Below are 20762 nucleotides of genomic sequence, written 5' to 3'. Positions count from 1 at the left end.
GAACCTCATCATCACTACATGAAACTACGACTGGGCATGATCGGCGGCGGACAAGGTGCCTTTATTGGGGCCATTCACCGCATTGCCGCCTCTCTCGATGGATTGTATGAACTCACGGCCGGAGCCTTCAGCAGCGATGCCGAGAAATCCAGGGCTACCGGCGTATTGCTGGGCTTGCCGCCCGACCGCGTGTACGCCTCCTACCAAGACTTAATCGAGCAGGAAAAGCAGCGGCCCGAAGCCGAGCGCGTGCAGGTCATTTCCATCGTCACGCCCAATCACCTGCACTTCCAGCCCGCCAAGCTGGCGTTGGAAAACGGCTTTCACGTCATCCTCGACAAGCCGATGACGTTCTCACTGGCCGAGGCCAAGGAACTACAGCAAATAGCGGCCGCCAGCGGCAAAAAGCTCTGCCTGACCCATACCTACACCGGCTACCCGATGGTAAAAGAGGCCCGGCAGCTAATCGCCTCCGGCGCACTCGGCACCATCCGCAAAGTGTACGTGGAATACCCCCAGGGCTGGCTTAGCAGCTTCGAGGAAGGCTCCGACAACAAGCAAGCCGCCTGGCGCACCGACCCTACGCGCAGCGGAATTGCCGGCGCCATGGGCGACATCGGCACGCATGCCTTCAACCTGCTGGAGTATGTATCTGGCTTGCAAGTGGTTAAGCTCTGCGCTGATATTAATGTGGTAGTAGCCGGCCGGCAGCTAGACGACGATGGGGCCGTGCTGCTGAAGCTCTCCAACGGGGCCAGCGCCGTGCTCACCGCCTCGCAGATTGCCGCCGGCGAGGAAAACAACGTCCGAGTCAGGGCGTATGGCGAAAAAGGCGGGGTAGAGTGGCAACAGGTTGATGCTAACACCTTGCAGGTCAAATGGTTAGATAAACCTACGGAAATCTGGCGTGCCGGAACCGGGTACGTGAGCTCTTACGCCCAGCACAACACGCGCACCCCGGCCGGGCACCCCGAGGGTTACTTAGAAGCCTTTGCCAACCTCTACCGCAACTTCGCTCTGACCCTGCAAGCCGAGCTTGCGGGCGAGCCGGCTTCCCCAGAAGCCCTTGATTATCCGAGCCTTACGGAAGGCGTGCGCGGCATGGCCTTTATTGAGAACGTGATTGCTTCGGGCAAGTCAGATAAAAAATGGACCGATTTCATCGTCTGATCTACCTATGACTACCATTCAGGGACCCGCCATTTTTCTGGCCCAGTTCATCAGCGATCAAGCTCCGTTCAACAGCCTCGAATCGATCTGTGCCTGGGCTAAGGACCTAGGTTTCAAGGGGATTCAGATTCCGACGACCGATCCGCGCTTTATCGATCTGCAAAAGGCTGCCGAAAGCAAAACCTACGCCGATGAGATTCGGGGCACCGTCAATGCGGCGGGGCTGGAGATCACGGAGTTATCCACGCACTTGCAGGGGCAGTTGGTGGCCGTGCACCCCACTTACGACCAACTATTCGATGGCTTTGCGCCGGAAGCGTATCGGAATAACCCGCAGGCGCGGCAGGAATGGGCCGTGCAGCAATTGAAATACGCCGCGCAAGCCTCTCAAAATCTGGGGCTTAAGGCGCACGTCACGTTTAGCGGCGCGTTACTTTGGCCGATGGTGTACCCGTGGCCGCAACGCCCGGCGGGCTTGGTCGACACGGCTTTCACGGAACTGGCGCGCCGCTGGACGCCGATTCTGAATGTGTTTGACGAGCACGGCGTGGACTTGTGCTACGAAATCCATGCGGGCGAAGACCTGCACGACGGAGTCACATACGAAATGTTTCTGGACAAAGTAAACCAGCATCCGCGCGCGTGCCTGCTCTACGACCCGTCGCACTTCATCTTGCAATGCCTTGATTATCTGGAATATATCGACATCTACCACGAGCGGATTAAGATGTTCCACGTCAAGGATGCCGAGTTTAACCCTACGGGCCGGCAGGGCGTGTACGGCGGCTACCAGAACTGGGTTGACCGAGCCGGCCGCTTCCGCTCCCTGGGCGACGGACAGGTCGATTTCAAAGCCATTTTCAGCAAGCTCGCCCAATACGACTTTCCCGGCTGGGCGGTGCTGGAGTGGGAATGCGCCTTGAAGCACCCCGAAGACGGCGCCCGCGAAGGAGCCCAATTCATTCGCGATCACATCATCCGGGTTACCGACAAAGCCTTCGACGATTTCGTCAGCACGGCCTCCAATTCTGATTTCAACAACACTTTACTGGGGTTATAAAACTACCATCTTATGAAAAAAACCGCCCTGTTTTTCAGCTTCTGTGCCCTGCTCGCGGCTTGCGATTCCGAGACGAAAAAAACCGAAACCACCGAAACGAGCGTGCGCGAGGCTTCTTCTGCGGAGCTCAACAGCGATAGCGTTTCCTCGGCTAACCTTTCGGCGGTAGCCCACCAGCCCACCGTCGACACCAACGCGACCAAAATCGGTACCGAGCACACGGGCGGCGTGGTGGCCAAAGGCGCCAAACTGATCACGGCCTCGGACTGCACCAGCTGCCACAAAGAGCGTGATCTGTTGGTGGGCCCGGCTTACACGGCCGTAGCGCAGAAATATCCCGCTACTGACGCCAACATCACGATGCTCGCCAACAAGATCATTCAGGGCGGCAAAGGCAATTGGGGCGAAGTGGCCATGACGCCGCATCCCGGCGTACCCGTGGAAGACGCAAAAGAAATGGTGAAGTATATCCTGAGCTTGAAATAATCGGCTCTCGCTGTCTTCAGTCGCCAGCAGTTGCGCATGGGTGGCGTGCGACGGCTGCCCACTCGTATCTTCTTAACAATCAATTACTTGCATCATGGCATCGCATCCGAATCGTCGTACTGTAATCAAAAACATTCTGGCTGGCACGGCGGCAGCGGGTGCGGCGGGTGCGTTAAGCTCATTTGTGCCGGAAGTGAAAGAAGCGGAAGAAGTTGCCCTCAAGAATAACATCAACCACTCGGTCTGCCGCTGGTGCTATAAGGAGTTATCGCTTGATGAATTGTGCGCGGCCGCCAAAAACATCGGCATCAAGGGCATTGACCTAGTGGGCCCCAAAGAGTGGCCCACGCTGAAGAAATATGGCCTCGACTCGCCCATGTGCAACGGCGCGGAGATCAACCTGACCGATGGGTTCAACGACCCGCAGTACCATGCGACGCTGCTGAAAAACTATTCGGAAATGATTCCGCTGGTGGCCAAAGCGGGCTACAAAAATCTGATTTGCTTTAGCGGCAACCGCCGGGGCAAAGACGACGAAACTGGGTGGGCCAACTGCGTGAAGGGACTGACGCCTCTGCTGGAAGTAGCCGCCAAGCATAAAGTGGTGCTGGTCATGGAGTTGCTGAACAGCAAAATCAACCACAAAGACTACCAATGCGACCGGACGGCGTGGGGCGTGACGCTGGCCAAGAAGCTGGGGTCCGAAAACTTCAAGCTTCTCTTCGACATCTACCACATGCAGATTGACGAAGGCGATATCATCCGCAACATCACCGACAACCATGCCTACATCGCGCACTACCACACGGGCGGCGTGCCGGGCCGCAACGAGATCGACGATACGCAGGAACTATATTATCCGGCGGTGATGCGCGCCATCAAAGCCACCGGGTTTAAGGGCTACGTAGCCCAGGAATTTGTGCCAAAGCAGGCCGATAAACTTGCTTCGCTTCGCAAAGCCATTCAGATATGCGATGTGTGATGCATCGTGCATTTATCTGTTGATCAGTTGTTTATCTAATTAAATTATTCCCCTAATGCAGAGAAGAACCTTCCTCCGTCAAGCCGGCTTGCTATCCGCACTTTCGTTGCTGGAACCCGGAAAATTGCTGGCTTCCCCTTCCTCTCTGAAAGTGGGATTGCAACTGTATACCCTGCGCGATTACATCGGCAAGGATGTAAAAGGCGTGTTGACCAAAGTTGCAAAAGCTGGTTATCAGGAGGTTGAGACCTACGGCTATAGCAAAGCAGGCGGCTTCTGGGGCCTGACAGCAAAGGACTTTAAAGCGGTGCTGGCGGCCAATGGGCTGACGACTTCCTCCGGGCATTACGAGATGAACGGCTTTGTCCGGGATGGTAATCAGGATGCTTTGAAAACGTACATCGAAGCCGCCAAAATCTGCGGGCAGACGTACGTCGTGGTGCCGCATCTGGATGATAAGCTAAGAGCCACCGCGGATGATTTCAAGGTGGTCGCGGAGAGGGTAAACAAGGCCGGCGAGTTGTGTAAAGCCGCGGGCCTTCGGGTCGCGTACCACAACCACGATTTTGAATTTAAGTCGGTGGGCGGCACTACCCTCTACGACGTGCTATTGAAGGAAACCGACCCGGCGTTGGTTGATTTTGAGCTGGATCTGTATTGGGTGGTGCGGGCCGGTCAGGACCCCGTAAAACTCATCGAGGCCCACCCCAAACGCTTTACGATGTGGCACGTCAAAGACATGGATAAGGCTCAGCCTGAACACAATACCGAAGTAGGTGCGGGCTCAATCGATTTCAAGAAAATCTTTCAGCACGCGACGGCTTCCGGGCTCCGCCACCTTTTTATGGAGCAGGAATATTTCGCCATTGACGCTTACCAAAGCATCACGCAGAGCGCTTCTTACATAAAAAAGAACCTGCTTTCGTAGTACTCCCAAACCCCGACTCAAGCCAACACCCACATGAAACTTCGCCTGGTACTTACTGCATTGCTGGCCGGCAGCTTCGGCGCCGCCCACGCCCAACAAACTGGTAAACCCGAGGACACGGAGGTGTGGGAGCCCGTTCCGAAAGTAGTTACGCCAGGCAAAACCAGCAGCGACGCGCCTTCCGACGCCTTGATCCTGTTCGACGGGAAGAACCTCGACCAGTGGGTATCAACCGACGACCGCACGGCGCCCGCCAAATGGACCGTCGCCAAGGGCATAATGACCGTGAAAAAAGACGCGGGCAACATCGAAACCAAGCGCTCCTTCACCAACTACCAACTGCACCTAGAGTGGCGCGTGCCGGCCAACATCAGCGGCACGGCGCAGGCGCGAGGCAACAGCGGCGTGTTTCTGGCCTCACTCGGCAAAGGCGACTTGGGGTACGAATTGCAGATTCTGGATTCGTATAACAACAAAACCTACGTCAACGGCATGGCGGGCAGCATTTACAAGCAGCTGATTCCGCTGGCCAACCCCACCCGCAAGCCCGGCGAATGGCAAACCTACGACGTGATCTGGACGGCCCCCACGTTTGCGGCCGATGGCGCCATGGCCACACCCGCCCGCGTGACGGTGCTGTTTAATGGGGTACTAGTCGAGAACAACGCAACTCTTTTAGGACCAACACTTTACATTGGCAAGCCCGTTTACCAAAGCCACGGCCCTGCCCCGATTAAGCTGCAAGCCCACGGCGACAAAAGCGAACCCCTCAGTTTTCGTAACATCTGGGTTCGCGAATTGCCGGCCGCGGGCCAATAGAGCTTAACTGCTTCTACACCAAGTTCTTCTTGATGTAGTTGATGCTTTTGGTTACGCTGTCGAAGGGTGAGCCGGGGGTCGAGTCCTGCTCCACGAAGAAGTACTTCAGGCCGGCTTCGTCGGCGTGGGCAAATATCTTCTTGAAGTCGATGCTGCCGTTGCCCACTTCCGTGAAGGCTTTCTGCGGCGTCTTATCCATGTCTTTGACGTGCCACAGCGGGAAGCGGCCGGGGTGCTGCTTAAACAGAGCCAGCGGGTCGTGGCCGGCTTTGGTCACCCAGTACAAGTCTAATTCCATCTGCACCAGCTTTTTATCGGTACCGGTGAGCAGCAAGTCATACGGCAGCTTGCCGTCTTGGGCTTTGAATTCGAAATCGTGGTTGTGGTAGCACAACTGGATGCCGGCTTTCTGGCACCGTTCGCCCGCTTTGTTGAGTTGCTCGGCGATGTACTTGTAGTGCTCCAGGTTGCCCCGCTCGGCTTCCGATAAATACGCGCACACCATGTACTTCACACCGGCCGCGGCGGCGTCATCCACGGCCTTGTCCCAGCCGTGCAGAATAGTGCCCTGCACAGCCTCGCCCTTCATTTGCTCTTCGCCGAGCCGATAATGGCTGCTAGGCATGATCAGGCCGTTTTGCTTGAGCAACGCGGCAAATGCCTGGGGCGTCATGCCATAGAATTTCTGGCTGCCCGTGTAGGTGGCGCCTTCCACCGAGTTGTACCCGATTTTGGCCAGTTTGGCTAAGGTACCGGCTGGGTCTTTCTCCATGGCGTCGCGCACGGTATAGAGCTGCAAACCTACGTAGCGCTTGTTGTAAGCCAACAAAGAAGGAGACACCAGCAAGCCGGCGGAGAGCAGGGCGGCCGAGGCCAAGAAGGATCTTCGGGAAGTCATAGTGCGGCTGGGTTGGGTTTTAGGATGGAAAGGAAATGTATACTTAAGCTATTGGCTCCAAACGCCCTGTAAGATAAGGTTTTGGAGAAGCCAGGGATTCTTTTGCAAACAACGTGCTAGTACGCAGCCCTAAAAAGCCAGTACCGAGCCTTCTTCCAAGGCTTTGCGATAGTTCTCCAAATCAAACTCATACAGAAACGGGGAACGGTGCGGACCGATGCGTTTTTGCTCGTCCAGCTGCCGGATCAGGCCGAGCGTAAGCAGCTTTTTGCGGAAGTTGCGGCGGTCAAACTGCTTGCCCAGAATAGTTTCGTAGAGCGCGTGTATTTCCGGCAGCGTAAACTTCTCGGGCAGCAGACTGTAGCCGATGGGCTGCTGGTAAATCTGCGAGCGTAGCGTGGCTAGGGCTTTGGCGATGATTTCGTTGTGGTCATACTCGAGCGGCGGAATCTCTTTGATTTCCAACCAGCAGAACCCATCTACCAGAAACTCAGGCGTTACTACCACATCCAGGTAATCGACCAAGGCATAGTAGCCAATGGACAACGTCCGCTCCGATAGCCAGTGATTATCGCCAAGGGTAACGCCTACTTTGGCAAAAGTGGTGTTGTGCGTCTGCTGCGTTTCGATTCGGCTCATGCGCACCACGCTGTCGCCAAACACATAGAACTGTTGCAGAAACAGGTCCGTGATTTGCGTTTTTTCGGCCAGAATGCGGTGTGCCGCCTGCGTAAGCGTTTCGTCGCGGGCGATGTAGCCGCCCGGCAAGCTCCATTTTTCGTGCCCGTGATGCCGGATCAGCAGAATTTTCAGCTGATGCGCATGGTAGCCGAAAATTACGCAGTCGATGGAGAGGTGCGGCAGAAAACGGGTGTGGCCGTTCTTCACAAAATCCAGGACCTCTTGGCGGGTATTCATAGAGCCAAAAAAATTATTGTGTAAAATGTACGTATTAGAAAAATATATTTACATTTATCCTGTCGATATTCCAAAAATAACTTGACTTGCAGCTCGAATCTGCAATTTCTTTTTGCCCGAAATCGATTCCGCTTACGATCTTCTTAACAGACGCCCTTAGCAAACCGCTTCCAGACCAGCATCACTGGCTCTTGAAACGCACAAGTACCCCTGCTAAGAGCCGCTCCGCTCCTGCTGCAAAGCACACCCGATTGTAACTGACGCTCCGCTGCCTCGCCACAAATTACCAGCAGCTTTTCTCCCACCTCGTCCGCATTGCCTGTTGCACGCGGGGTCCCTATGCCTATTGCTTATCCGCTTGCTATGCCTGCTGCCAAAGCATGTTTTCGCAACAATTGTTGAGGCGAAAACATATCATAACATACTTATAACCAATCACTTATAGTTTTGAGATGAGTTTTTAACGAAGCCTTGGATCATGCACTTAAGTCTATCGGACTACGCTTTATTCAAGATTCGGTTTGCGCATACATCAGCATCCATTCACTCAAAAATTAGCCACTTATAACCTCACCTCTATGCTTTCACATTCTTACAGAAACCTGCTGCTGCGGAGTGCAGTGCTGCTCGCCGCGGGCAGTACGCCAACGTTTGTACAATCGGCGGCGGCTACGCCATTGCCGAACGCTCCTTCACGGGAGGTTGGGCCGTTCCAAACCGCAAACGTTCCCGTATCAGGGCGCGTCACTCAGAGTAATGGCGAAGGCCTGCCGGGCGTCACGGTGGTGGTGAAAGGCAGCTCGCAAGGTACCAGCACCGATGCCAGCGGCAATTTCAGCCTGGAGGTGCCCGAAGGGAGTACGCTGGTATTCAGCTACGTAGGCTACACCCGCCGCGAAGTCCCGGTGACTGGCGCCTCGACATCGTTCAACGTTACGCTGAGCGAAGACACGCAGGCCTTGAAAGAAGTGGTGGTAGTTGGTTACGGCACTCAGGAGCGGACGAGCGTAACCGGTTCTGTGGCTTCCGTATCGGCCAAGGAAATTGCCGCTCAGCCGGTTGCTGATGCCGCACAAGCCCTGCAAGGCCGGGCGGCTGGCGTGCAAATCGTGTCGAACTCGGGGGCGCCGGGCGGCGCCGGGGGTACGTCGGTGCGGGTGCGGGGCATTACCTCCGCCGGCAACAATAGCCCGCTTTATGTGGTGGACGGCTTTCCGCTCCCGACAGCGGTAGACGGCAACGGCAACGCAACCGGCACGGAGCTCAGCACCATCAACCCCAACGACATTGAAAGCATCGACGTGCTGAAAGATGCCTCCGCCACGGCCATCTACGGCGTGCGGGCTGCCAACGGCGTGGTACTGATCACCACCAAGCGCGGCAAAGCGGGCACGGCCAATATTAATCTCGACGCGTACGTGGGTACTCAAAACGTTTGGCGGCAGATTCCGATGCTCAATGCCACGCAATTTGCGCAGCTTAACAACGAGGCGCGCACCGCGGGCGGCCTGGCCATTATCCCGAAGTATGCTGATCCGGCGTCACTGGGAAAAGGCACCAACTGGCTGGATGAGATTTTCCGACCCGCCAAGATTCAGAACTACGCCATCTCCGCCACGGGTGGCAGCGAGAAGGCCCGCTACGCCGTTAGTGCGGGCTACTTTCAGCAAGATGGTACCATCATCAATTCTAACTTTCAGCGCTTTACGCTGCGGGCTAACGGGGAAGTGCAGCTCAGCAAAATTCTGAAAATCGGTAACACGCTCGCGCTGACGCACCAAGACGAGCGCCCGCTCAACAACGAAAACAACGAGTTCAGCGGCGTTATTCAGCTCGCCGTGCAGGCCCCGCCGGTGGCGCCCGCCCGCAACCCCGACGGCAGTTTCTACGAGTTTTCCAGCCTCGATAACTACGGCGAAGAAAACCCCGTAACGGCCGCGCTACGTCCCATAATCAAGAATAACCGCAACCGGGCGACTTCCACGTTTTACGCCGAGCTGGAGCCGCTTACTGGCTTGCGCTTCCGGACCAACATCGGGGCAGATTTGCAGTTTCTGCAACAAGATCAGTTCTTTCCCTCGATCGTTGGCTCGTCAAAGTATCCGGCTTCTCAGTCGTCGGCCAGCAGCAGCAGCAACTACAGCCCCAGCTACCTGATCGAGAACACGGCTACCTACGACAAGATAATTGGCAATAAGCACCAGTTTACTTTCCTGCTGGGCCAATCATCGCAGCAATTCGACAATTTCTACTTGACTGCTACCCGCGTAGGCTACAGCCGCAACGACCTGCAAATAATTGACCGCGGGCCAATCAACGCCCAGATTAACAACGGCGGCAACAACAGCCGCAGCCGGCTGGCCAGCTATTTTGGCCGCATCAACTACGAATTTGCCGGCAAATACCTGTTCTCGGCCACGGCTCGCTACGATGGTTCTTCGGCGTTTGCGCCCGGCAACCAGTTCGGCTTCTTCCCCGGTATATCGGCCGGCTGGCGCCTGAGCGAAGAAGATTTCCTGAAGAGCTACTCCTCCATCAGCAACCTGAAGATCAGGGCCGGTTATGGCAAAGTAGGTAACCCGCTCAATGCCGGCTCGTTCGCCTTTCTGGCTACTATCAACTCCTCCGCGCTTTCCAATAATGGTGTGCCCGGCACCGGTTACGTATTTGGTACGGGCAGCCAGAATCAGGTGATCGGCGGCGCCCCCACACGCCTGCAAAACCCTGACTTGCAGTGGGAAAATAACGAGCAATACAACATCGGCATTGACTTGGGTTTGTGGCAGAACCGCGTGTCGGCCTCGGTAGACTTGTACAAGCGTACCTCGCCCAACCTGATTGCCGCCGTGCCGGTGTCTTACGTATCGGGTACCAGCGAGAGCATCAATACCAACGCGGCGTCCTCGAGCAACCGCGGTATTGACCTGGCCATTACCACCAACAACCTGGTGAGCGACAACGGCCTCAACTGGACGACTACGTTGAACTTTTCGCTCTACCGCAACAAGGTAACGTCGCTGGGAGCTGGCCGGCCCTACTTCGGGCAAGGCATTCGGGCCAACAACTACTTGGTGCGCTACGCGGCGGGTATCCCATTTGGCTCGTTCTACGGCTACGTGGCCGATGGCATCATCCAGACGACCGAAGAGCTGACGGCGTTGAACGCTGGCTCTTCTACGGGCTTCTACCAGCAGTCCGGCACTGCCCCCGGCGACATCAAATACAAAGACATAAACGGCGACGGCGTCATCAATTCCCAGGACCAGGCCTACATCGGCAATCCGAACCCGGACTTCACGTATGGCCTCAATAACACTCTAAGCTTCAGAGGCTTAGATTTAAATATATTCTTACAGGGTTCGCAGGGCAACGACGTTTACAACCTGAACCGCTACTACACGGAAGGCGGCTTGTTCGGTGCCTCCAACGCCAGCACCATCGCGCTGGATCGCTGGACGGGCCCCGGCACCAGCAACTACGTACCGCGTGCCGTAGCCGGCGACCCCAACAACAACCTGCGCGTTTCGAGCCACTACGTGGAAAACGGCTCTTACATGCGCATCAAGTTGCTCACCCTCGGCTACACGTTGCCCACCACGCTGCTAGGCCGAGTTCATGCGCAGCGCATTCGGGTGTATGTCACCAGCCAGAATTTGCTGACGATTACCAAATACAAAGGCTTCGATCCGGAGCTGGGTAACCAAGGCGGCAGCCTTGGCGTCGACCGTGGCATTTACCCGCAGTCGCGCGTCTTCTTGGCAGGTGTCAACATTGGCTTTTAATCAATCCAAGCGATGCGCCTAGGCCACGTAGCCAGCGGCGCGACGCCCACCCCTGTAAAAACTACTACGATGTTTATAAAGAATAAAACGCTTGCAGCCTCGGTGCTGACCCTCGGGCTACTCGCGGGATGCGGGAAAGATTACCTCAGCCTGCAGCCGCGAAACGCCGTAACGACCGAAACGTTTTACAAGACCGAAACCGATGCCATTCAGGCGACTACAGCCGCTTACTCGCAGCTGAGCCAGTACGGTATGTTTAACTACTCGCTGTGGGGCATCGGCGACATCATGTCCGACAACTCCAACACGGGCGGTGGCGGAGCTTCCGACGGCATCGAGTTCCAACAGCTTGATAATTACTCTATTCCGACGACCAATCCCCTCACCAGCACCCACTGGCAGCGCGCCTATCTGGGCGTTGGCCAGGCCAACCAAGTGCTGGCGCGCGTGCCAGCTATCGAAATGTCGGCTACCCTCAAAACGCGGTGTCTGGGTGAGGCGGCCTTTCTGCGGGCTCTGTATTACTTCTACCTGGTGCGCGGCTTCGGCGACGTGCCCTTGGTGCTGACGCCCGCCCAAACGGCTGCCGAAGTTTCTAACATCACGCGTACGCCGGCCGCCCAAGTGTACACGCAAATCATAACCGACCTTCAGGATGCCATCACGAAGTTGCCGGCCTCTTACACCGGCGACGACGTGGGCCGGGCTACCAAGTGGTCGGCAACGGCCTTGCTGGCCAAGGTGTACCTCACGCAAGGCAATATGGCGAATGCGGCCACGCAGGCCCGCGCCGTAATCAGCGGTTCGGGTAAGACCATGTGGGCAAATTATGCCGACAACTTCAAGGTAGAGAACGAGAATGGGCAGGAGTCGCTCTTTGAAGTTCAGTTCAAAAACGGCCTGAGCAACTATTCGCAGGATGGCCCTGGCGCAACCATAAACGAGTTTTGGGGCGCCCGCTTCTTTGGCAGCCCTTACGTGGTATCTTCCGGCGGATACGGCTTCAATGTACCAGAGAAAGAGTTTGTGGATGGCTACGAGCCCGGCGACCTGCGCAAGCGAGCTACCGTGTGGGTGCCCGGCGATGTATACCCGGCCGGCCAGATTCAGCCGGCGAGCTTGCCCGGCGACCCCTTTGGCTTCAACGTGCGCAAGTTCTTTGTGGGCACCGTGAACGTCAACAACTGGGATTCGCCCTTGAACGTGCCGGTGCTCCGCTTGGCCGAGATGTACCTGATCTTGGCGGAGGCCGTGGGACCAACTGCGGAAGGCCTCGAAGCCATCAACAAAGTACGTCGGCGGGCTTTCGGCCTGCCCATCAATACGCCCTCGGCCAAGGACTTAGCGATAACTTCTGCGGCAAGCTTCAAAGATGCCGTGTTGCGGGAGCGCCGCTACGAGCTCGCCTTCGAGATGGACCGCTGGTACGACCTAAAGCGCACGGGCACGCTGGTTTCGACAATGAAGGCCAAAGGCAAGACCGGCGTACAGGAGTTCAACAACCTCCTGCCCATCCCGCAAACCGAACTCAACGTCAATCCTAATCTCACACAAAACCCTGGTTATTAACGGGTTACAGAACGGCTAAAATAACCTGAAATCCAACCCTGGGGAGAAGCAGCATCTGGTTGCAAACGCTGCTTCTCCTCAGGGTTGGATTGGTAAGGCCTAGCTACCCAAGCGCCCTCTGAGTCACTAACATTCCACTGTTCATGAAAATAAAAATTTCCCTTTTGCTTGCCGCTTCAAACGCCTCCCGTTTCCGCACCTTTGCCACGTGTAGCCTGTTGTGCAGCAGTTTTTTGGCCTCAGCACAAGCCCAGACCGCGCCTCAATTAGGCAAAGCCCCCCTCAAGGAAGTAATCGCGGCTCTCACGCCCGAAGAGAAGGTAAAACTGGTGGTCGGGATGGGTTTTTACCCTGCGGGCTTCCCGGAGGGCATTCTGCCGCCTTCCGACCCCGAGGACCGGAAAGTACCCGAAAAAATACCCGGCGCGGCAGGCCGCACGCACGCCATTGCGCGGCTGGGCATTCCGTCGCTGACCTTATCCGACGGGCCCGCGGGCGTGCGCATCGATCCCATTCGGGGCGGCGACAGCACCAAAACCTATTACGCCACAGCTTTTCCGGTGGCAACGCTGCTGGCATCTTCCTGGGACACGACGCTCGTGCGCAAAGTCGGCGTAGCATTTGGCAGCGAAGTACGTGACTTCGGCATCGACGTGCTGCTGGCGCCGGGCATGAACATTCATCGCAACCCGTTGGGTGGCCGCAACTTCGAGTATTATTCCGAAGACCCCGTCGTGGCTGGCAACATCGCAGCGGCGATGGTCAACGGCATCGAATCCAACGGGGTGGGCACGTCCGTCAAGCACTTTGCCGTCAACAACCAAGAGTTCAACCGCATGCAGCTCAACTCCAAGGTGAGCGAGCGCGCCCTGCGGGAAATCTACCTCAAAGGCTTCCAGATTGTGGTTCGCAAGGCGCAACCCTGGACGGTTATGTCGTCTTACAACCTCGTCAACGGCACGTACACTTCCCAAAGCCGCGATCTGCTCACGACGCTGCTGCGCGGCGAGTGGGGCTTCAAGGGCTTGGTCATGACCGACTGGTACGGCGGCAAAAACCCCGTTGCGCAGCTACAAGCCGGCAACGACCTGCTCATGCCCGGCACTACGGCCCAAACCCAGGCAGTATTAGCTGCCCTAAAAAGCGGCCAACTAACTACTGCTCAGATTGATGCCAACGTAGCGCGCGTGCTGACGCTGGTGTTACAATCGCCTACGTTTAAGGGCCTTAAATACACGAGTCAGCCCAACCTAAAAGCTGATGCCGCCGTGGCCCGCCAAGCCGCTGCCGAAAGCATGGTGTTGTTGCGCAACGAAGGCAAAACGCTGCCGCTAGCCGCAGGCCGAAAAGTGGCGTTGTTTGGCAATACCTCTTACAACCTCATTGCCGGCGGCACGGGCAGCGGCGACGTCAACCGCGCTTACACCATCTCGATAGCGCAAGGACTTACCAACGCCGGCCTCATCGTGAACGCGCCGCTAACGCAGGCGTACGGGCAATATATAAAGGGCGAAAAAGCTAAACTCCCCAAAACCAAAGGGTTACTGGACCCCGCGCCCGTCATTGCCGAGATGCCCGTGGATGCTTCCCTGCTTACCCAGCAGTCCCAGGCTGCCGATGTAGCCTTGGTTACTATTGGCCGCAGCGCTGGCGAAGGCGGCGACCGCAAGGTGGAAAATGACTTTACGCTCTCGGCGGCCGAACAGGCGTTGCTCAAGCAAGTAGCCACGGCCTTTCATGCCCAAGGCAAAAAAATGGTGGTGGTGCTTAACGTAGGCGGCGTAATCGAAGTAGCCAGTTGGCGCGACCAAGCCGACGCCATTTTACTGGCATGGCAGCCCGGCCAGGAAGGCGGCAACGCCGTGGCCGACGTGCTGCGCGGCACCGTGGCGCCTTCGGGCAAGCTTGCCACAACCTTCCCGGCGAAGTATGATGATGTGCCTTACAGCAAAGACTTTCCGGGCCGCTTATTGGCCAGCACCGGGCAAGCAAGCGGCAATTCGCTCACGGGCGCGCCCTCCGAAAATACCTACGAAGAAGGCATTTACGTCGGCTACCGCTACTACAACACGTTCCAGGTGAAGCCCGCCTACGAATTTGGCTATGGCCTGAGCTACACCACATTTGCTTACAGCAACCTGAAGTTGAGCGCCCCGACTTTTGCCGGCAAGATGACGGCCACTGTTACCGTAACCAACAACGGCCCGGTGGCGGGCAAAGAGGTCGTGCAGCTCTATCTTACGGCTCCTTCCGGCAAGCTCGAAAAGCCGGAAAGCGAGCTCAAAGGATTTGCCAAAACCGGTCTTTTGCAACCATCTCAATCACAAACACTTACCTTTTCCCTGACTACTGCCGACCTGGCGTCTTTCGATACGGCTACCTCGAGTTGGGTGGCCGATGCGGGTACGTACAAGGTGAAAGTGGGCGCCTCTTCGCTGAATATCAAGCAGACGGCTTCATTTGCAGTGCCCAAGGCGCTGGTAGCCGAAAAAGCCCACAAACTGCTGGCCCCGCAGGCGCCAATCACCGAAATGAAACTCTCTCAAAAATAAACTCCCTCCGGTAACTCCCTCCGCATGAAATTCTACTTGATCCTAGCGCTTTTGGCTGTACAGCTAGTGCCCGCGGCAGCCCAAACGAAAAATACACCCAGCAAATCTCTGACTATCAACCAAGTAAAAACAGCCAATGGGGTGCTGGAAGGCACCACCGCCGCCAGCGGCATTCGGGAATTTAAGGGCGTTCCGTTCGCCGCGCCGCCCGTGGGAGATTTGCGGTGGCGGGAGCCGCAGCCGGTTAAAAGCTGGACGAACGTGCGGCCAGCCAAGCAGTTTGGACCGCGGGCCATGCAGCTCCCCTTGTTTGGCGACATGAACTTTCGCTCCAACGGCGTGAGCGAGGATTGCCTTTACCTAAACGTCTGGACGCCAGCCAAAACCGCTCAGGAAAAACTCCCCGTGCTGGTGTATTTCTACGGCGGCGGCTTTGTGGCCGGCGACGGCTCCGAGCCGCGCTACGACGGCGAAAGCATGGCCCGACGCGGCATTGTGGCCGTAACGGTCAATTACCGGCTCGGCGTATTTGGGTTTATGGCCCACCCCGAACTAAGCAAGGAATCGCCGCACCACGCGTCTGGCAACTACGGTTTTCTGGACCAAAGCGCGGCGTTGCGTTGGGTGCAGCAAAACATCGCGGCTTTCGGCGGCGACCCCAAAAAGGTGACCATTGCCGGCGAATCGGCTGGCTCGATGTCGGTGAGCGCCCAGATGGCTTCGCCCCTGTCGAAAAGCCTGTTTGCCCGCGCCATCGGCGAAAGCGGCTCGATGCTCAACACCGGCTTCGGACCTTTGCCCTTGGCCGAAGTTGAGAAAAGCGGCGTAGCGTTCGCTACCAGCTTAGGCGCCAATTCGTTGGCGGCACTACGTGCACTGCCCGCCCAGCAATTGCTGGAAGCAACGGGCAAGCCCGGAACCCAGCGCTTCGCTCCTACTCTTGACGGCTACTTTTTCACGGAAAAGCCTACGGCCACGTTTGAGGCGGGTCGGCAGGCGCGCGTGCCGCTGCTGGTGGGCTGGAATTCGCAGGAAATGTCTTTCCAGGCACTGTTTGGCCCCGATCAGCCGACTCCTGAAAACTTCACTAAAGCCGTACAAAAGCTGTACGGTGAGCGCGCTGCCGAAGTCCTGAAGCTGTACCCCAGCACCACGGCGCAAGAGGCCGAACAAGCAGCTACTGACCTGGCCGGCGACCGCTTCATTGCTTACAGCACCTGGAAATGGGCCGATATGCAAGCCCAAACGGGTGGCCAGCCAGTGTACCGCTACCTCTATGCCCGGCCCCGCCCAGCCATGACGCCCGAAATGGGCAATGCTACGGCTGGCTTAGCGGGCGGCGTGGTCAAACAACCCGAATCGGCTCCTAAGGCGCCGCCTGCCCGCGGAGCTGTGCACTCGGCCGAGATCGAATACGCCTTGGGCAACCTCTCGACCAATAAAGTGTACGCCTGGACGCCCGAAGACCAGAAAGTGTCGGAAGCGATGCAGAGCTACTTTGCCAACTTCATCAAATCTGGAAACCCCAATGGTGCCGGGCTGCCCAACTGGCCCGCTACCAAAGCCGGCACCGACGCCCAGGTGATGCGCCTCGATGTGACGCCTCGCGCTGAGCAAGAGCCAAACCGCGCCCGCTATCTGTTTCTGGATCAATTAGTTACAAAATAGGCCATTAACGAGGTCCAGTGCCCCAGCTTTCTTTTTCTGACCGTCAACCCGCTCGTTACATGACCCGCTCCCGAGAGTTCGTGAGATGTAATTCCGCGCCCGCGCACCTTCTGAAAATGGCAGTGGTAGCTGGCGCGGCTGTACTGCTAAATACTGCGGCCATGGCCCAAACGCGCGTGGAATGGGTAACCACTACGCCCACAGCAAGTTGGGTAGAGCAGAAAGGACTGCAAACCGCGGCGGCCACCGGCCCTACCGATGCCGAGATCAACGTTGCGCAGCCCTTGCAGACCATCGACGGATTTGGCGCCTGCTTCAATGAGCTGGGCTGGACGTCGCTGAGTGCGCTTAGCAAAGCCGACCGCGAACACATTGTGCGTGAGCTGTTTGCACCGGGCGTGGGCGCCAACTTCACCATTTGCCGAATGCCCATTGGGGCCAACGACTTTTCGCGCGACTGGTATTCGTACGACGAAACACCCGGCGATTTTGCCCTCGAACATTTCAGCATCGCCAACGACGAGCAAACGCTGATTCCGTTCATCAAAAGCGCGCAGCAGTACAACCCAAAGCTGAAGGTGTGGGCTTCGCCCTGGAGCCCGCCGACGTGGATGAAGTATAATAAGCACTATGCGGCTGCCGAGGTAAAACCCGAGTACCGCCAGATGATGCCCACCCTGGCCGACAACGGCCTCAAGCCGGAACAAGCCGGCAAGGAAGGCACTAATATGTTCGTACAGGAAGATAAGTACTTCACTGCCTACGCATTATACTTTGCTAAGTTCATCGAAGCGTATCAGAAAAAAGGCATTGGGGTGAGCATGGTGATGCCCCAAAACGAATTCAACTCGGCCCAGGTGTTTCCGAGCTGCACCTGGACGGCCACGGGGTTGGCGCGCTTCGTGGGCTTCCTGGGGCCGCAGATGCAGCAGCGAAAGGTCGATGTGTTTTTCGGGACCATGGAGCGCGCCAAAGAAGCCTTGGTTGACACTGTTTTGCACGATCCGCGCAGCGGCAAATACATCAAGGGTGTTGGTTTTCAGTGGGCGGGCAAAGGGGCCATTGCCGGCATCCACGAGCGCTACCCCAACCTGACGCTGTACCAGTCGGAGCAAGAATGCGGCGACGGCAAAAACGACTGGAAGTACTGCGTGTACACGTGGTCGCTGATGAAGCATTACCTCAGCAGCGGTGCCAATGCCTACATGTACTGGAATATCTCGCTGAAAAAAGGCGGCGTCAGCCGGTGGGGGTGGAGCCAAAACTCGCTGGTCACCGTCGATGAAGCCGCTAAAACCTACCAGTTCAACTACGAATATTACCTGCTCAAGCACCTGAGCCACTACGTGAAGCCCGGTGCCAAACGCCTGACTACCAGCGGCGCTTTCACCAACTTGCTGGCCTTTCAGAACCTCGACAAAAGCGTGGTAGTCGTGGCGCAAAACGACAGCAACCAAGACCGCGTCCTGCGGCTGAAAGTAGGCAAGCAGACGCTGGCGCCCACTCTCAAACCCGACTCGTTTAACACATTGATAATCAAATAATTACATCGAAGGCAACTTTGATGTGGCCCTCTATTCATTCTAACCCAATCCGAATGTTTCTTCCCACCCCTCGCTTGGCAGCCTTGCTGGGCACCACCTTCTTTTACGCGACCCTGAGCTTTTGCACGGCACAAAGCAAGCCTGCGGTACCAACGAAAGCTCCTGCTTCGCAAAACAAACAGGCTGCGCTCACGGCCAACGACGCCAAAATCGATGCGCTCATCAAGAAGATGACGCTGGAAGAAAAGATCGCGATGCTGCATGCCAACTCGGCTTTCGCGGCCGGCGGCATCAAGCGCCTGGGCATTCCCGAAATCATGACTTCCGACGGCCCGCACGGCGTGCGCCCCGAGCAGGGACGCGACTGGAAGGGCGTCAAAGACGCCAACGACGCCGGCACCTACCTGCCCACCAACAACACGCTGGCCTCCACCTGGAATCCGGAGTTGGGCTACGCTTACGGCACGGTACTGGGCAGTGAGGCCGCTTTCCGGGGCAAAGACATTATTTTGGGGCCGGGCATCAACATCGTGCGCGCGCCGTTGAACGGGCGCAACTTCGAGTACCTGAGCGAAGACCCCTACCTCATTTCGAAGATGGTAGTCGGCTACATCAAAGGCGTTCAGGATCAGGGCGTTTCGGCGTGCGTGAAGCATTACGCGGCCAACAACCAGGAAGAGCACCGCAACGACATCGACGTGGACATGAGCGAGCGGGCGCTGCGCGAAATCTACCTGCCAGGCTTCAAAGCCGCCGTGCAGGAAGCGGGCGTGTACACGCTGATGGGCTCGTACAACAAGTTTCGCGGTACCTATGCCACCGAGAACGCTTACCTGATGAATGACATTCTGAAGGGCGAATGGGGTTTCAAAGGCCTGGTTATAAGCGACTGGGGATCCGTGCATAACACCATGAATGCCCTGCGCAACGGCACCGATCTGGAAATGGGCACCGACCTGTCCTTGATGTACGGCAACGTAGACCAGAGCGCAGCCACGGGCGGGCCTTCCGCCAACCGGTCGCTTTACGACCGCTTTTACCTCGCCGATGCCGCCCTGGACGCCGTTAAGAAAGACCCGAAGCTGGTGCCCTTGGTAGACGACAAAGTGCGCCGCATTCTGCGGGTGATGTACGCCACCAATATGCTGGACGGCGCCAAGCGCAAGCCCGGCGCTTACAACACCAAAGAGCACCAGGCCACCGCCTTGAAAGTGGCCGAAGAAGGCATTGTGCTGCTCAAAAACGACGGCATTCTGCCCCTCAAAAAGACGGTGAAAACTATTGCCGTGATCGGCGAAAACGCCACCCGCGAAAATTCCATGGGCGGCGGCAGCTCGCAGCTGAAGGCCAAGTACGAAATCACGCCGTTGCAGGGTCTCAAAACGGAATTAGGCAGCCAGGCAAACATCACCTATGCTCAGGGCTACAAAATTGCACGCAACCAAAAGGCTGACCCACAGATGATTGCCCAAGCCGTTGCGGCTGCCAAAGCCGCCGACGTGGCCATCATCGTGGGCGGCTCGACCCACGGCTACGACTACAGCAAATGGGGCGACAATGCCTACGACGCCGAAGGGTTCGACAAGCCCGACATGAAGATGCCGTTCGGCCAAGACGAACTGATTCAGGCCGTGCTGGCTGCCAACCCCAATACGGTGGTCGTGCTGCTGGGCGGTGGCCCGATTGACGTGTCGGCGTGGGCCGGGCAGGCCAAGGGCATTGTGGAGGCGTGGTATCCCGGCATGGAAGGCGGCAACGCCCTGGCACACATCCTGTTCGGTGATGTAAACCCGTCGGGCAAGCTGCCCTTCACCTTCCCCGTGAAGCTGGAAGACTCGCCTGCCATGAAACTGGGCGAATACCCCAGCACCCCCGGTAACCCGCTGAAGCAGACTTACAAAGACGACATTTTCGTGGGCTACCGCTACTTCGACACCTACAAAGTCGCGCCGCAATTTGCCTTCGGCCACGGCTTGAGCTACACCACCTTCAAATACAGCGGTTTAAGTGTAACGCCGGGCACCAAAAACGCCACCGTAAAGCTGACCGTGACCAACAACGGCAAAACGTCCGGCGCCGAAGTGGTGCAGGTGTATGTGAAGGACGAGCAAGCCGCCGTCAAGCGCCCGGAGAAGGAATTGAAGGCCTTTCAGAAAGTATTCCTAAAACCCGGCGAATCCAAAACGGTGACGATGACGCTGGACACCAATGCGTTCCAGTATTATGACGAAGGCAAAAAGCAGTGGGTACTGGAGCCGGGCAAGTTCGACGTGCTGGTCGGCAGTTCCTCCCGCGATATTCGCCTGACGGGCAACGTAACGCTGTAAGCAACAATTAAGCACGTCACGCTTTTGCGGCGCTCAGCGTGACGTGCTTTTCGGTTTTG

The 20762-nt window shown here is 57.1% G+C and carries 14 protein-coding genes; 12 read left to right on the top strand and 2 right to left on the bottom strand.

Going from position 1 to position 20762, the window contains the following annotated elements; all coding sequences use genetic code 11:
- Positions 1-18: 18 nt before the first annotated feature.
- The 6 genes from FHG12_RS16400 (at position 19) to FHG12_RS16375 (ending at position 5445) form a co-directional block, all read left to right on the top strand.
- On the top strand, positions 19-1170 hold the full coding sequence (locus tag FHG12_RS16400; RefSeq protein ID WP_230471160.1) for a Gfo/Idh/MocA family protein: 1152 nt from the start codon (positions 19-21) through the stop codon (positions 1168-1170).
- A 7-nt stretch (positions 1171-1177) separates the two neighbouring features.
- Positions 1178-2230, top strand: coding sequence for a sugar phosphate isomerase/epimerase family protein (locus FHG12_RS16395; RefSeq protein WP_139516753.1), 1053 nt, complete (start codon positions 1178-1180; stop codon positions 2228-2230).
- Positions 2231-2242: 12 nt separating this feature from the next.
- On the top strand, positions 2243-2716 hold the full coding sequence (locus FHG12_RS16390) for a c-type cytochrome (RefSeq protein WP_139516752.1): 474 nt from the start codon (positions 2243-2245) through the stop codon (positions 2714-2716).
- A gap of 94 nt (positions 2717-2810) precedes the next feature.
- Positions 2811-3698, top strand: coding sequence for a hydroxypyruvate isomerase family protein (locus FHG12_RS16385; protein WP_139516751.1), 888 nt, complete (start codon positions 2811-2813; stop codon positions 3696-3698).
- A 55-nt stretch (positions 3699-3753) separates the two neighbouring features.
- Complete coding sequence (locus tag FHG12_RS16380) at positions 3754-4626, top strand: sugar phosphate isomerase/epimerase family protein (protein ID WP_139516750.1); 873 nt, start codon at positions 3754-3756, stop codon at positions 4624-4626.
- A gap of 33 nt (positions 4627-4659) precedes the next feature.
- Positions 4660-5445, top strand: coding sequence for a 3-keto-disaccharide hydrolase (locus FHG12_RS16375; protein ID WP_139516749.1), 786 nt, complete (start codon positions 4660-4662; stop codon positions 5443-5445).
- Between the two features lie 13 nt (positions 5446-5458).
- On the opposite strand, the gene FHG12_RS16370 is transcribed toward FHG12_RS16375, so the two are convergent.
- Together FHG12_RS16370 and FHG12_RS16365 are read right to left on the bottom strand one after the other, a co-directional pair.
- A complete protein-coding gene (locus FHG12_RS16370; RefSeq protein WP_139516748.1) occupies positions 5459-6343 on the bottom strand; it encodes a sugar phosphate isomerase/epimerase family protein in 885 nt (294 codons plus the stop codon).
- Positions 6344-6472: 129 nt separating this feature from the next.
- Positions 6473-7261 carry an NUDIX hydrolase gene (locus FHG12_RS16365; protein WP_139516747.1) on the bottom strand — a complete coding sequence of 263 codons (789 nt, stop codon included), beginning with the start codon at positions 7259-7261 and terminating at the stop codon, positions 6473-6475.
- Positions 7262-7839: 578 nt separating this feature from the next.
- On the opposite strand from FHG12_RS16365, the gene FHG12_RS16360 reads away from it, so the two are divergent.
- The 6 genes from FHG12_RS16360 (at position 7840) to FHG12_RS16335 (ending at position 20703) form a co-directional block, all read left to right on the top strand.
- The gene (locus tag FHG12_RS16360) at positions 7840-11043 is read left to right on the top strand and encodes a SusC/RagA family TonB-linked outer membrane protein (RefSeq protein WP_139516746.1); all 3204 of its coding nucleotides are present in this window, start codon (positions 7840-7842) and stop codon (positions 11041-11043) included.
- A 12-nt stretch (positions 11044-11055) separates the two neighbouring features.
- Entirely contained in the window at positions 11056-12612 is a 1557-nt protein-coding gene (locus FHG12_RS16355; protein ID WP_139516745.1) for a RagB/SusD family nutrient uptake outer membrane protein, read from the top strand.
- A gap of 143 nt (positions 12613-12755) precedes the next feature.
- On the top strand, positions 12756-15164 hold the full coding sequence (locus FHG12_RS16350) for a glycoside hydrolase family 3 C-terminal domain-containing protein (protein ID WP_139516744.1): 2409 nt from the start codon (positions 12756-12758) through the stop codon (positions 15162-15164).
- A 24-nt stretch (positions 15165-15188) separates the two neighbouring features.
- Complete coding sequence (locus FHG12_RS16345; RefSeq protein WP_139516743.1) at positions 15189-16832, top strand: carboxylesterase/lipase family protein; 1644 nt, start codon at positions 15189-15191, stop codon at positions 16830-16832.
- 59 nt (positions 16833-16891) lie between these two features.
- Complete coding sequence (locus FHG12_RS16340) at positions 16892-18376, top strand: glycoside hydrolase family 30 protein (protein WP_230471159.1); 1485 nt, start codon at positions 16892-16894, stop codon at positions 18374-18376.
- Between the two features lie 53 nt (positions 18377-18429).
- The gene (locus tag FHG12_RS16335; RefSeq protein WP_139516742.1) at positions 18430-20703 is read left to right on the top strand and encodes a glycoside hydrolase family 3 C-terminal domain-containing protein; all 2274 of its coding nucleotides are present in this window, start codon (positions 18430-18432) and stop codon (positions 20701-20703) included.
- Positions 20704-20762 lie beyond the last annotated feature (59 nt).

It is taken from the genome of Hymenobacter jejuensis (assembly GCF_006337165.1).
In the GTDB taxonomy this organism is placed as follows: Bacteria; Bacteroidota; Bacteroidia; order Cytophagales; family Hymenobacteraceae; genus Hymenobacter; species Hymenobacter jejuensis.
Note: the sequence above shows the minus strand (reverse complement) of the source record. Positions and strands in the feature narration are given on the sequence as shown.